9 protein-coding genes, 2 tRNA genes and 3 rRNA genes are annotated in these 15324 nt (G+C 33.7%); 6 read left to right on the forward strand and 8 right to left on the reverse strand.

The features are described from left to right. The first annotated feature begins 161 nt into the window (after positions 1-161). The 6 genes from AMRN_RS01005 (at position 162) to AMRN_RS01030 (ending at position 6004) form a co-directional block, all read left to right on the forward strand. A 16S ribosomal RNA gene (locus AMRN_RS01005) occupies positions 162-1676 on the forward strand. Between the two features lie 87 nt (positions 1677-1763). Beyond that, positions 1764-1840, forward strand: a tRNA-Ile gene (locus AMRN_RS01010). Positions 1841-1876: 36 nt separating this feature from the next. Further along, positions 1877-1952, forward strand: a tRNA-Ala gene (locus AMRN_RS01015). A gap of 234 nt (positions 1953-2186) precedes the next feature. Continuing rightward, positions 2187-5108: ribosomal RNA gene (locus tag AMRN_RS01020) — 23S ribosomal RNA — on the forward strand. A 117-nt stretch (positions 5109-5225) separates the two neighbouring features. Next, positions 5226-5341 (forward strand): 5S ribosomal RNA (gene rrf / locus AMRN_RS01025). Together the 16S, 23S and 5S rRNA genes with 2 tRNA genes alongside form the textbook arrangement of a ribosomal RNA operon. A gap of 174 nt (positions 5342-5515) precedes the next feature. Beyond that, on the forward strand, positions 5516-6004 hold the full coding sequence (locus AMRN_RS01030) for a hypothetical protein (RefSeq protein WP_099311137.1): 489 nt from the start codon (positions 5516-5518) through the stop codon (positions 6002-6004). Between the two features lies 1 nt (position 6005). Here AMRN_RS01030 and AMRN_RS01035 read toward each other — a convergent pair whose 3' ends face one another. The 8 genes from AMRN_RS01035 to AMRN_RS01070 form a co-directional block, all read right to left on the reverse strand. Next, complete coding sequence (locus AMRN_RS01035; RefSeq protein WP_099311138.1) at positions 6006-6740, reverse strand: tRNA (5-methylaminomethyl-2-thiouridine)(34)-methyltransferase MnmD; 735 nt, start codon at positions 6738-6740, stop codon at positions 6006-6008. Next, positions 6740-7255, reverse strand: coding sequence for an S-ribosylhomocysteine lyase (luxS, locus tag AMRN_RS01040; RefSeq protein ID WP_099311139.1), 516 nt, complete (start codon positions 7253-7255; stop codon positions 6740-6742). Before luxS ends, AMRN_RS01035 begins: the two co-directional genes overlap by 1 nt. A gap of 109 nt (positions 7256-7364) precedes the next feature. Continuing rightward, positions 7365-10958: a pyruvate:ferredoxin (flavodoxin) oxidoreductase gene (gene nifJ / locus AMRN_RS01045; RefSeq protein ID WP_099311140.1), complete on the reverse strand. Its 3594-nt coding sequence runs from the start codon at positions 10956-10958 to the stop codon at positions 7365-7367. 96 nt (positions 10959-11054) lie between these two features. After that, complete coding sequence (locus tag AMRN_RS01050) at positions 11055-11714, reverse strand: HAD family hydrolase (RefSeq protein WP_099311141.1); 660 nt, start codon at positions 11712-11714, stop codon at positions 11055-11057. Positions 11715-11716: 2 nt separating this feature from the next. Continuing rightward, complete coding sequence (locus AMRN_RS01055) at positions 11717-13228, reverse strand: peptide-binding protein (RefSeq protein WP_099311142.1); 1512 nt, start codon at positions 13226-13228, stop codon at positions 11717-11719. Positions 13229-13354: 126 nt separating this feature from the next. Continuing rightward, positions 13355-13981, reverse strand: a complete 627-nt coding sequence (locus AMRN_RS01060; protein WP_099311143.1) for a TorD/DmsD family molecular chaperone — start codon at positions 13979-13981, stop codon at positions 13355-13357. A gap of 9 nt (positions 13982-13990) precedes the next feature. Beyond that, complete coding sequence (locus AMRN_RS01065) at positions 13991-14716, reverse strand: cytochrome b/b6 domain-containing protein (RefSeq protein WP_099311144.1); 726 nt, start codon at positions 14714-14716, stop codon at positions 13991-13993. Between the two features lie 22 nt (positions 14717-14738). After that, entirely contained in the window at positions 14739-15314 is a 576-nt protein-coding gene (locus AMRN_RS01070; protein ID WP_099311145.1) for a 4Fe-4S dicluster domain-containing protein, read from the reverse strand. Positions 15315-15324: the final 10 nt, after the last annotated feature.

Genomic DNA, 15324 nt, shown 5'->3' on the forward strand with positions numbered 1-15324 from the left:
AAGTTTGTAAGAGAAGTAACTTTTATAAACTGAATATATATATGACAAGAAAAAAAAGAAGAATACAAATTCTTCGTCTATAATATCATACAAAAAAGTATGATAAAACAATGAGTAATTAATTTTGTATAGAAATACATAATTAGTCAGAGAACAAACACTTTATGGAGAGTTTGATCCTGGCTCAGAGTGAACGCTGGCGGCGTGCTTAACACATGCAAGTCGAACGAGAACGGGATTAGCTTGCTAATCTGTCAGCTAAGTGGCGCACGGGTGAGTAATATATAGGTAACGTGCCTTCAAGAGGGGGATAACAGATGGAAACGTCTGCTAAGACCCCATATGCCTTTAATACAAAAGTATGAAAGGGAAATATTTATAGCTTGAAGATCGGCCTGTACAGTATCAGATAGTTGGTGAGGTAATGGCTCACCAAGTCAATGACGCTTAACTGGTTTGAGAGGATGATCAGTCACACTGGAACTGAGACACGGTCCAGACTCCTACGGGAGGCAGCAGTGGGGAATATTGCACAATGGGGGAAACCCTGATGCAGCAACGCCGCGTGGAGGATGACACATTTCGGTGCGTAAACTCCTTTTATATAAGAAGATAATGACGGTATTATATGAATAAGCACCGGCTAACTCCGTGCCAGCAGCCGCGGTAATACGGAGGGTGCAAGCGTTACTCGGAATCACTGGGCGTAAAGAGCGTGTAGGCGGATAGATAAGTCAGAAGTGAAATCCAATAGCTTAACTATTGAACTGCTTTTGAAACTGTCTATCTAGAGTATGGGAGAGGTAGATGGAATTTCTGGTGTAGGGGTAAAATCCGTAGAGATCAGAAGGAATACCGATTGCGAAGGCGATCTACTGGAACATAACTGACGCTGAGACGCGAAAGCGTGGGGAGCAAACAGGATTAGATACCCTGGTAGTCCACGCCCTAAACGATGTACACTAGTTGTTGCTATGCTCGACATAGCAGTAATGCAGTTAACACATTAAGTGTACCGCCTGGGGAGTACGGTCGCAAGATTAAAACTCAAAGGAATAGACGGGGACCCGCACAAGCGGTGGAGCATGTGGTTTAATTCGACGATACGCGAAGAACCTTACCTGGTCTTGACATAGTAAGAACCATTTAGAGATAGATGGGTGTCTGCTTGCAGAAACTTATATACAGGTGCTGCACGGCTGTCGTCAGCTCGTGTCGTGAGATGTTGGGTTAAGTCCCGCAACGAGCGCAACCCTCGTCATTAGTTGCTAACACTTCGGGTGAGAACTCTAATGAGACTGCCTACGCAAGTAGGAGGAAGGTGAGGACGACGTCAAGTCATCATGGCCCTTACGACCAGGGCTACACACGTGCTACAATGGGGTATACAAAGAGCAGCGATACAGTGATGTGGAGCAAATCTAAAAAATACCTCCCAGTTCGGATTGTAGTCTGCAACTCGACTACATGAAGTTGGAATCGCTAGTAATCGTAGATCAGCAATGCTACGGTGAATACGTTCCCGGGTCTTGTACTCACCGCCCGTCACACCATGGGAGTTGATTTCACTCGAAGCGGGGATGCTAAGATAGCTACCCTCCACAGTGGAATTAGCGACTGGGGTGAAGTCGTAACAAGGTAACCGTAGGAGAACCTGCGGTTGGATCACCTCCTTTCAGAGAAAAGATTAAGAGAGTCAAAACTCTTAATCAAAAAGTCAATATATATTCAGTTTATAAAGGTTATTTAAAAGATAGGTGAGAGGGCCTATAGCTCAGCTGGCTAGAGCGCTCGACTGATAATCGTGAGGTCCCAGGTTCAAGTCCTGGTAGGCCCACCATGATTAAATAATCTTAAAAGAAGAGATTAAAAAGTTGGGGAATTAGCTCAGCTGGGAGAGCGCCTGCCTTGCACGCAGGAGGTCAGCGGTTCGATCCCGCTATTCTCCACCAACAAATAAGAAGAAGTTAAATATAAGTTCAATGAAGATTGAATTTATATTTAATTTTTTCAGAGATGAGAAGATTAAAGAGTTATTTAAAAATATAATGTTAAAGTCAAAAATTTTTCTAAGAAAAGAAAGCAATTTCAAGAAAAGAAGAAGAACACAACTATTTTATTAAATTTAATAAGATAGTAGCCAAGGAATAATTATCAAAAAAGGTTAGAGTAAGATCTAATTAAAAAAATAAGCTATTAAGGGCTAATGGTGGATGCCTAGACTGTAAGAGGCGAAGAAGGACGTACTAGACTGCGAAAAGTCACGAGGAGCTGTCAAGAAGCATTGATTCGTGAATATCCGAATGGGACAACCCAGTATATAGAGATATATATTACCCAGCAATGGGGGCTAACGTGGTGAAGTGAAACATCTCAGTAACCATAGGAAGAGAAATCAAAAGAGATTCCCAAAGTAGCGGCGAGCGAAATGGGAGCAGGGCAAACCCTATGCTTGCATAGGGGGTTGAAGGACCATAATATGAGACTAAAGATAATAGTAGAGATATCTGGAAAGGTATAGCAAAGAAGGTGAAACTCCTGTATACAAAATTATCAATAGCTCTAATGGTATCCTGAGTAGGACGGAACACGTGATATTTTGTCTGAATCCGGGGGGACCACCCTCCAACCCTAAATACTACTTACAGATCGATAGTGAACAAGTACCGTGAGGGAAAGGTGAAAAGTACTCCAGCGAGGAGAGTGAAATAGAACCTGAAACCATTAGCTTACAATCATTCAGAGCCCTATGTGAATTTATTCACAGGGTGATGGACTGCCTTTTGCATAATGAGCCTGCGAGTTGTGGTATCTGGCAAGGTTAAGTCAAGTACGAAGCCGTAGCGAAAGCGAGTCTTAAAAGGCGAAATAGTCAGATGCTGCAGACCCGAAACGAAGTGATCTATCCATGGGCAGGTTGAAGCTGGTGTAAGAGCCAGTGGAGGACCGAACCGATGGGCGTTGAAAAGCCCCCGGATGACCTGTGGATAGGGGTGAAAGGCCAATCAAACTTCGTGATAGCTGGTTCTCTCCGAAATATATTTAGGTATAGCCTCTAGTAGTAGCATGTAGGGGTAGAGCACTGAATGGGCTAGGGCTGCTTACCGCGGTACCAAACCCTATCAAACTTCGAATACTACATGTGCAAGCTAGGGAGTCAGGCGTAGGGTGATAAAATCCTATGTCGAGAGGGGAACAACCCAGACTAACAGCTAAGGTCCCAAAGTTACATCTAAGTGGAAAACGATGTGGAGTTACTGTGACAACCAGGAGGTTGGCTTAGAAGCAGCCATCCTTTAAAGAAAGCGTAACAGCTCACTGGTCTAGTGATTCTGCGCGGAAAATATAACGGGGCTAAGATGTACACCGAAGCTTTAGATTCATAATTTATTATGAGTGGTAGGAGAGCGTTCTATTCAGCGTCGAAGCTGTACCGGTAAGGAGCAGTGGAGCGGATAGAAGTGAGCATGCAGGCATGAGTAGCGATAATTAAGGTGAGAATCCTTAACGCCGAAAACCCAAGGTTTCCTACGCGATGCTCGTCATCGTAGGGTTAGTCGGGTCCTAAGTCGAGTCCGAAAGGGGTAGACGATGGAAAATTGGTTAATATTCCAATACCAACAATTAAGCGCGATGTGGGGACGCATAGAGTTAATCGAGCTCACTGATGGAATAGTGGGTCGAAGGACGTAGGTTGATACTTAGGTAAATCCGGGTATCACGAGACCGAGATCTAACAGGCTGAACAATCTCTTCGGAGAGCGTTTAGAATCGATGATACTGTCGTGCCAAGAAAAGCCACTAAGTATATTAATTGTTGCCCGTACCGCAAACCGACACAGGTAGGTGGGATGAGTATTCTAAGGCGCGTGGAAGAACCCTGGTTAAGGAACTCTGCAAACTAGCACCGTATCTTCGGTATAAGGTGTGCCTACTTTGGTATAGAGATTTACTCTCAAAAGCTAAAGAGGTTGCAACAAAGAGTCCCTCCCGACTGTTTACCAAAAACACAGCACTTTGCTAACACGTAAGTGGATGTATAAGGTGTGACGCCTGCCCGGTGCTCGAAGGTTAATTGATGATGTAAGCGTAAGCGAAGCATTTGATCGAAGCCCGAGTAAACGGCGGCCGTAACTATAACGGTCCTAAGGTAGCGAAATTCCTTGTCGGTTAAATACCGACCTGCATGAATGGCGTAACGAGATGGGAGCTGTCTCAACCAGGGATCCAGTGAAATTGTAGTGGAGGTGAAAATTCCTCCTACCCGCGGAAAGACGGAAAGACCCCGTGCACCTTTACTACAGCTTGACACTGTAGCTTGGATATTCATGTGCAGGATAGGTGGGAGGCTTTGATTACTAGACGCAAGTAGAGTATGAGCCACCCTTGAGATACCACCCTTGAATATTTGAGTTACTAACTGCGTACAATAAACTTGTATCAGGACAATGTCTGGTGGGTAGTTTGACTGGGGCGGTCGCCTCCTAAAAAGTAACGGAGGCTTACAAAGGTTAGTTCAAGGCGGATGGAAATCGCCTGATGAGTATAATGGCATAAACTAGCTTGACTGTGAGAGAGACAACTCGAGCAGAGACGAAAGTCGGTCATAGTGATCCGGTGGTTCTGAGTGGAAGGGCCATCGCTCAAAGGATAAAAGGTACGCCGGGGATAACAGGCTGATCTCCCCCAAGAGCTCACATCGACGGGGAGGTTTGGCACCTCGATGTCGGCTCATCGCATCCTGGGGCTGGAGCAGGTCCCAAGGGTATGGCTGTTCGCCATTTAAAGCGGTACGCGAGCTGGGTTCAGAACGTCGTGAGACAGTTCGGTCCCTATCTTCCGTGGGCGTAGGAAAGTTGAGAAGATTTGTCCCTAGTACGAGAGGACCGGGATGAACGTACCACTGGTGTACCAATTGTTCTGCCAAGAGCATCGTTGGGTAGCTACGTACGGATGAGATAAGAGCTGAAAGCATCTAAGCTCGAAGCCAACTTCAAGATGAACTTTCCCTGAAGATCCCAGTAAGACTAACTGGTTGATAGGCTAGATGTGTAAGCATAGAAATATGTTTAGCTGACTAGTACTAATAGATCGTTCGGCTTATTATTATACTTGGTTTACTATCTTATTAAGTTTACTAAAGTTGTGTTCAAAGAGACTTTAACATTAATATACTCAAAATATGAGTATAGAGTGAATAATAAAATTCATTGTATACTCATATTGCTGGTGGATATAGCGAAGTGGAAATACCCAGATCCATACCGAACCTGGAAGTCAAGCACTTCTGCGCTGATAATACTGCACCTTTCAGGTGTGGAAACGTAGGCCTCTGCCAGCTCTTGAGTTTTTTTAAGCCCTTATCTATTTTAACTTTTTTCAGTTATCTTAGTTATGGGCTTTTTTTTTAGCCTTCGTTTTTTTATTCTGCCTTATATTTACTTTAACTTTGACTATTAATATATTATTAACTAAATTTCGATAAAATACCTAAACATTAAAATAAGGAATTTAAATGCTATTATCTTTAAAGCAGAAGATTATAGACTATGTATTTACTGTATCCAAGCAACCAATATTATTAAAAGATTTATTAATTGCGAATTCACAATATTTAGAAAAGTTGCATGTAGATCCTGTTAAATTAGGTTTTAGGCTAAAGGTATCTAGAGCATACTTAGTATATATAGTTTTAGTTATTTTGTTTACAGTGCCTTTTACTACAATAACACATAATTTATTTGCAAATCTAGATCCTCATGTATCAATAATAGTTGCTATGGTTTTAACAGCTGTTGTTTTTATTTTTTTTAACTTCTTTAGAGTATGGTTAGTTGATCAAATAGCACTAAGTCAAATAAAAAAAGGTTGGCAAATACACTTCCCTTTTTTCCCTTATAAAGAATATAATAAAAAAATAAATGAAATCTTTCAGCAATCAAATAAATTAGAATTACAAAAAAAAGATTTACAAAAATATATTTTAGATAATCTAGCTGACTAGATTATCTATCATAAAGGGCTTTTGCCTTAGGGTTATTGATTTTTTTTAATTCCATATCAACATATTTTCCTAAAATATTTTGATTAGAAGTAAATGCTAAAGTTTGTTTTCTTTTTAAAGGAATATACTCATATATTTCAAATCCAGCTTCATACATAGATAATCTAACAGGCGTTGCAATAGAATATGTAGTAATAATAGTATTTTCTTTTGATAAGTTGTAGAGTAATTGAAAATACTCCTTAGTCCAAAGTTCATAATTAACTTCGCTTGAAAAAGCATCTTGGTAGATAATATCAAACTTAATATCTAAATTTTTTAAATATTGTTTTGCATCACCTAAATGAATTTTTATTTCAATTCCTTCGTCTTTATAATGAAAATTTTTACTTAATTGCTTTATTATTGGTATTAGTGAATCAAACTCTTTGGGATAAGTAAAATTTTTTAAACTATTAATTAAATTTTCATCTAGTTCTGGAGAATAAATATTTAGTTTTGTTTTTATATTGTTTTTTTTGATGTAGTAAATAGTTCCTAATGTATTATATCCAAGACCAAAACATATATCTAAAATATTTAAGTTTGCTTTATTTTTATGGAAAGTAAATGCAGGAATTACATGTTTTGATAAAGTTTCAAAAACAGCACCATCATCTATATTATGATAATGCTGGTTATACTTATTTGAATAAAGTGTATTTGAACCATCTTTTGTAGTTACAACTGAATACACTATATTTCTAACTCTTTTAATTTATCTTCAGGTAAGAATAATTCTTTGTTTGACATTACTCCAATCTTTGTATCTAAAATGTCTTGAGCTATTTGTTTTGCTTCATCTAGTGAGTGCATTGTATATGTACCACATTGAAATTTATTTAATTCAGGAATATCATTTTGTGATTTTACTTTTAATACATCTTCCATAGATTCTTTCCATGCAGTTGCGACTTCTTCTTCACTTGGATTACCAAGTAAACTCATATAAAAACCTGTTCTACATCCCATTGGTGAAACATCTATAACTTCTACTTTATCTGAGTTCAAGTGGCTTCTAATAAAACCTGCAAAAAGATGTTCTAATGTATGAATCCCTTTTTCTCCTAGCATTTTTTCATTTGGAACACAGAATCTTAAGTCAAATACAGTTATAACATCTCCTGATGGTGATTTCATTGTCTTTGCAACTCTAACAGCTGGTGCTGGCATAATTGTATGATCAACTCTAAAGCTATCTAATAATGGCATTTTAAACCTTTCAAATTTAATTATAATATTAATTTTAACTAAATAAAGGTAAATGAGTGATTAGTATTAAGAAGTAGTATATTTTAAAAGAATATGAGAAAAAGAGGTTTTAGTCCTCTTTCTCTTCTTCTTTTATATTTTCAAGTTCATCACTATAGTCCATAGTTGACCATCTTTGAAGTTGTCTGTATCTATATTGTGCATCTTTTTTATTCTTTTCAAGTAAAAAGTTTGCATGTTCAGGATTTAGTTTTTTTAAAGATCTATATCTATTCTCTCTTAATAAAAACTCTTCATATTTTTCCCATTTTGGTTTTTTACCAAAAATCTTAATAGGATTTTCTCCTTGTTTGATTTTTCTTGGGTCAAATGTATAAATTGGCCAATATCCTGTATCAGTTGCAAGTTGTCCTTGTTCAACTGACTTCATTAAACCACCTTGAATTCCATGGGCAATACAAGGAGAGTAAGCAATAAGTAAAGATGGACCATCATACTCTTCAGCTTCTTTCATAGCTTGTAATGCTTGTTTTTGATTTGCTCTTGAATTAATTTGTGCTATATAAATATTGCCATATGTCATAGAAATATAACCTAAATCTTTTTTAGCATTAGATTTACCATCATTTGTAAAATCTGCAATTGAACCAGCACGTGCAGATTTTGATGATTGACCACCAGTATTTGAGTAAACCTCTGTATCAACTACTAAGATATTTACATTTGCACCAGTTGATAAAACATGGTCAAGTCCACCATATCCAATATCATAGGCCCAACCATCTCCACCTATCATCCATTGAGATTTTTTAACTATAAATTTCTTTAAGTTTAAAAGATCTTTTACACCTTCTAAATCTTGATTTACTTCTAATTGTGGAACAAGTTTATCTCTAATCTCTTGTGTTTTAGTTCCATTATTTCTATTCTCAAGCCATTCTTTATATAAAACTTTTAATGGATTATTTACTTTATCCATAGTTTTTGTCATAATTTGTGCAACTCTATTTCTAATTGTCTCCATTGCTGCATACATACCATATCCAAACTCTGCATTATCTTCAAAAAGTGAATTTGCCCAAGCTGGGCCTTCACCTTTCTCATTTTTTGTATATGGTGTTGAGGGAGCAGAACCTGAATAAATTGATGAACAACCTGTTGCATTTGCAATCATCATTCTATCTCCAAATAATTGTGTTGCTAAAGTAATGTATGGAGTTTCTCCACATCCAGGACATGCTGAATGATATTCAAATAATGGTTGTGCAAATTGTGAATTTTTGACATTAGAAGCTTCTACTAAATAGTCTTTATACGATACATCATTGAATAAGTAATCAGCATTCTCTTGCTCATGATTTTGATCTTCTTCATTATATGGAACCATTTTAAGAGATTTTTCTTTTGTAGGACAGATATCAACACAGATATTACAACCTGTACAGTCTAAAATAGAAACTTGAATTTTATATTTTAAATCTTTTTCTTTAAACTCTTTCCCTTTTGCATCTAATGCTTGATTTTTTATTCCCTCTGGTGCATTTTCAAACTCTTCTTTATCCATTAAGAAAGGTCTAATTACTGCATGTGGACATTCAAAAGCACATTGGTTACACTGAATACATGTATCGCTGTTCCATTTTGGAACCATTGTAGCAATACCTCTTTTTTCATATTTTGTTGAACCATTCTCAAAAGTTCCACACTCCATACCAAGATCAACAATTGTAGATACAGGTATCTCATCACCTTTTGCTGCGTTTACTACTTTTGCAAATTGTTCAACATACTCGCTTCCATTGTATTTTGAATTAATTGTTAAAGAACCACCTTCAAGATTTGACCACTCTTTTTTTACTTCTACTTTTTCAACTCCATGTTCTCCTTGGTCAATTGCTTGATAGTTCATATTTACTATTTCTTCACCTTTGTTTCCATATGCTTTTTTTGCATACTCTTTCATATACTCTTTTGCTTCTTCATATGGAATAACATTAGCAAGTTTAAAAAATGCTGCTTGCATAATAGTATTTGTTCTATTTCCTAAACCAATATCATGAGCTAATCTTGTAGCATTGATTATATAAAAGTTTATATTTTTATCTGCAAGAAGTTTTTTTACTCTACTTGGTAGTTTGCTCTCTATTTCTTCTTTTGAATGAATTGAGTTTAATAAAAATGTACCATTCTCTTTTAATTTATCAAGTACTTCATATTGTTCTAAATAAACCTCTTTTGAACAGGCTACAAAGCTTGGATTTGATACAAGATAAGTTGATCTAATAGGGTTTTTGCTAAATCTTAAGTGTGATCTTGTATAACCACCACTTTTTTTAGAATCGTATGCAAAATATGCTTGTGCATAAAGATCTGTTTTATCACCAATAATTTTTACTGAGTTTTTATTTGCACCAACTGTTCCATCTGCTCCAAGCCCATAAAATAAGCATTCTGTTACATCTTCAACAACAGAAATATTCTCTTTTACATCAATAGAAGTATTTGTTACATCATCAATAATACCAACAGTGAAATTATCCTTTGATTTATTACTTGCTAAATTATCAAAAAGTGCAATAATTTGATTTGGAGGTACATCTTTAGAAGAAAGACCATATCTTCCTCCAATAATTTTTGGTTGATTTTTTTGCCCATAAAATAATGTCTTTACGTCAAGATATAATGGCTCGCCTAAACTTCCAGGTTCTTTAGTTCTATCAATTACACATATTCTTTCAACACTTAAAGGTAAAACATTCATGAAATATTTTGCAGAGAATGGTCTATATAAATGAACACTTAAAAGACCAACTTTTCTATTCTGTGTTTTTCTTAAATAATCAATTGTTTCTTTTATAGATTCTGTAACAGAACCCATTGCAACAATAATATCAGTTGCATTTTCATCTCCATAATATGTAAAGGGAGCATAATTTCTACCTGTAACCTTTGAAATTTCACTCATATATTCATTTACAATATCAGGAAGTGCATTATAGTATCTATTTGATGCTTCTCTTCCTTGAAAATAAATATCATCATTTTGAGCTGTTCCTCTTGTAATTGGTGATTCAGGATTAAGTGAACTATCTCTAAATTTTTGTACAGCATCATAATCAAGAAGTTTATCAAATACTTCATATGGCATTACTTCAACTTTATTGATTTCATGAGAAGTTCTAAATCCATCAAAGAAGTGTAAAAACGGAACTCTTCCTTTTATAGCACTTAAGTGAGCAACACCTCCTAAATCCATGACTTCTTGTACAGAACCAGTTGCAAGCATTGCAAATCCTGTTGCTCTTGTACTCATTACATCTTGATGATCACCAAAGATAGATAATGCATGAGTAGCTAGTGCTCTTGCACTTACATGTATAACTCCAGGTAATAATTGTCCAGCAACTTTATACATATTTGGTATTTTTAAAAGTAATCCTTGAGAAGCAGTATATGTAGTAGTTAGTGCTCCTACTTGCAATGAACCGTGAAATGTTCCAGCAGCACCAGCTTCACTTTGCATCTCTATTACTTTTACAGTAGATCCAAAAAGATTTTCTTTACCTTGAGTAGCCCATTTTTCGGTTATATCACCCATTTGTGATGAAGGTGTGATAGGATATACTCCAGCAACTTCTGTAAAAGCATAAGAAACATGTGCAGCAGCTTCATTCCCATCCATAGTAGCAAATTTTTTTATCATTATCTATCCTTAAAATACTATCAATTTTATAAATAATAATTAAAGTTGACTTAATAAAGTATTAATTCTTAGAATAATAAGTTTAAATTAAAAGTACTATTTACAGATGTTACTTATTAGTTTTACAGCATCAAATGAACTTTTAGTAATAAAGTTTGTATACTCTTTTAATTCTGCTTCTTCTCCATATCCACATAAGACACCAACAGAATTAACTTTTGATTCTTGTGCACAAATTAAGTCTAGTTTTGTATCTCCAATCATCCATACATTATGCTTTTTTTCATCATAATTCATTAAATCTAGAGTTTTTAAAATTGGTTCAGGATGTGGTTTTGGATTTTCTACATTTTCTCTACCTGTTATGTGCTCAAAATAGTCTAAAATATTTAAGTGTTTTAATAAAGGAGTTGTATATAAAGCAGTTTTTGTAGTAACAATTGAAAGTCTAGCAAATTTTGATGCAAAATCAAGGCACTCTATTACTTCTTCTAAGAGTTTTGTTTGTTCTATCGAAACAGTTTTATATTTTTGTTTATATGCGTCAACAAAATCCCAAACTTTTAAATCATCAACCCCTAAATCTTTGTACATAATATCAAGGGGATAACCTATTAATTTTTTAATATCTTCATCTTCTCCTTGAAAATCATATGCAAGTTCATCAAAAGTATGTCTAAAGCAACTTATAATAGCAGTAGTTGAATCAATTAATGTTCCATCTAAATCAAATAATATAATATTGTTTTCTTTCAAATTTATTCCTTATTTATTTTTTCCCAATGTATTTGATTGTGCATTATACCTAAAAATGTTGGTTCAATATTTTTAATATCTTTGTTAACAACAGTAATTGAGTTTGGTATAAATAAAAATAAATAAGGCAAATCATTGGTTATTTGTCTAAATATTTTTTTGTATATCTTAGAAAGTTCTTTTTTATTTATAGTTTTAGCGCCTTTTTCTATTAACTCATCAAGCTCTTTATTCTTATAACTTGTAAAATTAAATCTTCCTATTTCTTGTGAATTGCTATGCCAGATAGGATATGCATCTGGCATCAAAGGCAGTGACCAAGCAAGAAGAAGTGTTTCAAATTTTCTTGGGTGAACAACTGTATTTAAAAAAGCCTGCCATTCTAATACTCTAATCTTAACTTTTACTCCTACTTTTTTTAGTTGATGTTGTAAAATTTGAGCTGCATTTATTCTTATATCATTTCCTGTATTTGTTGTTAATTCAAACTCCAATGGATTATTTTTGTCATAACCTGCTTCTTTTAATAACTCTTTTGCTTTTTTTATATCTTGTTTTATAGGTTTAATAGACTCATCATAAGCAAAAGTTCCAGGTAAAAATGGACCGTTACAAACTTTACCATGACCAAAGAATAAAATATCAACCATCTCTTGTCTATTTATTGCTAAAGAGAGTGCTTTTCTAACTTTTATATCTTGAAATTTTTTATTTTTTAGATTAAATGCCATATATGTATATGAAAAGGCAGGCTCTTCAATTATTTGATAATTTTTATAAAATTCTTTGTTAACTTGTCTGTCAATTTGAATAGGAGTTAAAGAAGAAACATCTAGTTTTTGTTGTTTTAACATTAAAAATGATGTTGTTGTATCAGGATAAAATTTATAATGTATTTTATCAATTTTAGGTTTTCCTTCAAAGTATTTTTCATTTGCATTTAAGACAATATCTGAAGAGTTTTTTAATGAATTTAGTTTATAAGGTCCTGTTCCAATAGGATTTTTATTAAATTTACTTGTCATTAAATCTTTTTCATCTTTTAAAAGGTGATAAGGTAAAAGACCAATTAACCAAATTTCTAAAGCTTTAAAGTAAGGTTCTTTATACTCTATTTGTAGTTTATATTTATCTAAAACTTCTACACTTTTAACTTTTTTATAGTTTGAAGCAATTGAAGTATAAACCTTAGGATTCTTAATAGTTTCATATGTAAATAAAGCATCTTTTGCAGTAACTTCAACTCCATCATGCCAAAGAACACCTTGTTTTAGTTCTATTATTAGTTTTGTATCAGTTTGAAAATAGAATTTTTTTGCAATATCAGATACAATATTTCCATGCTTATCATATTTTAATAATCCATTAAAAAGCCACTGACTAATTTGACTGCTTGCGCTATCATTTGATAATATGGGATTTAATCTACTAGGACTTGAGCTAATAGAAAGATTTAATGTACTTGCAAATAAAAAATTAAAACTAAATAGAATTAAAAGAATTATTTTTTTCATAATGTATTGTAGTGTTTTTTCTTAAAAAAGTGCATAAAAAAAGGAAGCAAGTAATTTGCTTCCTTATAAACTTTTAATAAAAACAAGCTTTTTTAAACTAGTTGGATTGTATTTTTTTATGTTTATTTATGCTACATTTTTTAGAAAGTTTTCTTCTTTTTTCATAATCTCTTTTATAAATATACCGAATTCTTTCAAAATTGTTTGTTTTGAATTAATTATTATATCTTCACTGAAGTTATTAATCCAAGCTTTGGGATGCTTATTAAAGAACTCTTTTCTTATTTTAAGAAATTTATTTACTTCATCTATATTATCAATTTTATATGACTCAACTATTAATAATGATAAATAGTAAAGATATTGAAATTCAAATCCTACAAAATCATCGGGAAAGTGATTTAAGTCTTGAACTTCAATTCCTACTTCAGAATAATAATCTCTTACTTGGTAAGTGAATTTTCCCATAAGTAGATTTTCATCTAATCTGTAAGAAGATTCAAAAGGCATAGCTAAAGGTTTTTCAGGTCCTATAAATAGTCTATTGTAGTCCCATCTTGCTTCATTTACCATATTATTATTTAACTTTTCAATCAATTGAATAAAGTTACTATTTTTTAGATCCATGTTTAGATCATTTGATTTTATTTTAAAGGAAGTTACATTTTCACTTGTCCATTGATTAAAGAAAAGTATTCTTAATAAATCATAGGCTTTTGACAATTCTTCGCAATCTTTAACTATCTTTTCCATTTTGAATCCTTATTTTTCTTCTTTGTTCTCTTCTTTTATTATATTCTGTTTTTTTAATCTTTCGTACCAATAAATATGGTGTTTCTTAATATGATCAATACTCATTTCACCTGTTTGAAACATTGCTTTAAATGCAGGTAGATTTGATGGTAATAATGCAAATAGAATATGTGTTATTAATATAAATCCTAACATTACAAAACTAAATGAGTGAATAGTAGATACAAGTTCAGCAGTTCTTAACTCTAATGCACCTGCATATATACTTTTGTAAACTAAGATGAATCCTGTAACTATTAATACTGTAACAAAAAAGTACATAGCCCAAGCTGCTGCTTTTTGACCTATGTTATATTTTCCAAATTTTGCTGGTTTATTCTCAACATAATGTAATTTCATTTGTTTAATACCATCTTTAATTGCTGATATACCCCATTTTTCAGGCCATATACTTAATTCTTTTAATCTTCTTAACATTACTATTGCAAAAATCAATGATGTTACTGCTAATAAAAATCCACTTAACCAATGTAATGTTCTAAAAATCATTAATCCTGTTACCAATGGTTCATTGTTTTTTAATACTACACTTGCTGGATAACCTACATAATAGGCTAAAAAGCTAAATGTTTTAGAAAAAAATGGTAATCCTGTTATTATTAAAGTAATTGTCTGTATTAATATGAACTTGTGAGTTGTCATTATTAATGGATGATACGCTTTTACTGTTTTCATAATCTTTCTCCAATCTATTAAGTTAAATTTTTATTGTAAATTCTTTTCTTTTCATACCTGTTACAAATTTTGGATAAAATCGTGTTGATGGTACATAAGAATTTGCTTTAAATCCAATAACTTCTTTTTCCATGCTTGCTCTATCTGCTAAATCTGTTTCAATAATACTTAGAACACCCATTGGACAAGCTCTAACACAAGCAGGTTGTTCTCCTCTATCTACTCTCTCACTACACATATTACATTTTTGTGCTTTATTTTCTTGACCTAATAAAGTAATAGCATTATATTCACAACTTTGAGCACAATAACCACAGCCAATACATTTGTCTCTATTTAATTCTACTATACCATCTTCTCTAACTGTATAAGCTTCTGTAGGACAAACTTCAGCACAAATTGGATTTTCACAATGATTACATGAATGTGTTAAAAATAGACTCTTAATATTTCCATTTTGAACTACTTCATATTCATCAACTTTTCTCCAATTTATTTCTGGCTCTTGCTTATGGTAAGTTTGACATGCAACTTCACATGCTTTACATCCTATACAAAAATCTTGATCAAATAGAAAACTTTTTCTTAACTTTTTCATTTTATACTCC

It is taken from the genome of Malaciobacter marinus, assembly GCF_003544855.1.
GTDB classification, from domain to species: domain Bacteria; phylum Campylobacterota; class Campylobacteria; order Campylobacterales; family Arcobacteraceae; genus Malaciobacter; species Malaciobacter marinus.

What these genes read in the sequence shown, in the direction of transcription:
- AMRN_RS01030 (WP_099311137.1), top strand. Translation starts at nt 5,516, where the DNA reads ATGCTATTATCTTTAAAGCAGAAGATTATAGACTATGTATTTACTGTA.
- luxS (WP_099311139.1), bottom strand. Translation starts at nt 7,255, where the DNA reads ATGCCATTATTAGATAGCTTTAGAGTTGATCATACAATTATGCCAGCA.
- nifJ (WP_099311140.1), bottom strand. Translation starts at nt 10,958, where the DNA reads ATGATAAAAAAATTTGCTACTATGGATGGGAATGAAGCTGCTGCACAT.
- AMRN_RS01055 (WP_099311142.1), bottom strand. Translation starts at nt 13,228, where the DNA reads ATGAAAAAAATAATTCTTTTAATTCTATTTAGTTTTAATTTTTTATTT.
- AMRN_RS01060 (WP_099311143.1), bottom strand. Translation starts at nt 13,981, where the DNA reads ATGGAAAAGATAGTTAAAGATTGCGAAGAATTGTCAAAAGCCTATGAT.
- AMRN_RS01065 (WP_099311144.1), bottom strand. Translation starts at nt 14,716, where the DNA reads ATGAAAACAGTAAAAGCGTATCATCCATTAATAATGACAACTCACAAG.
- AMRN_RS01070 (WP_099311145.1), bottom strand. Translation starts at nt 15,314, where the DNA reads ATGAAAAAGTTAAGAAAAAGTTTTCTATTTGATCAAGATTTTTGTATA.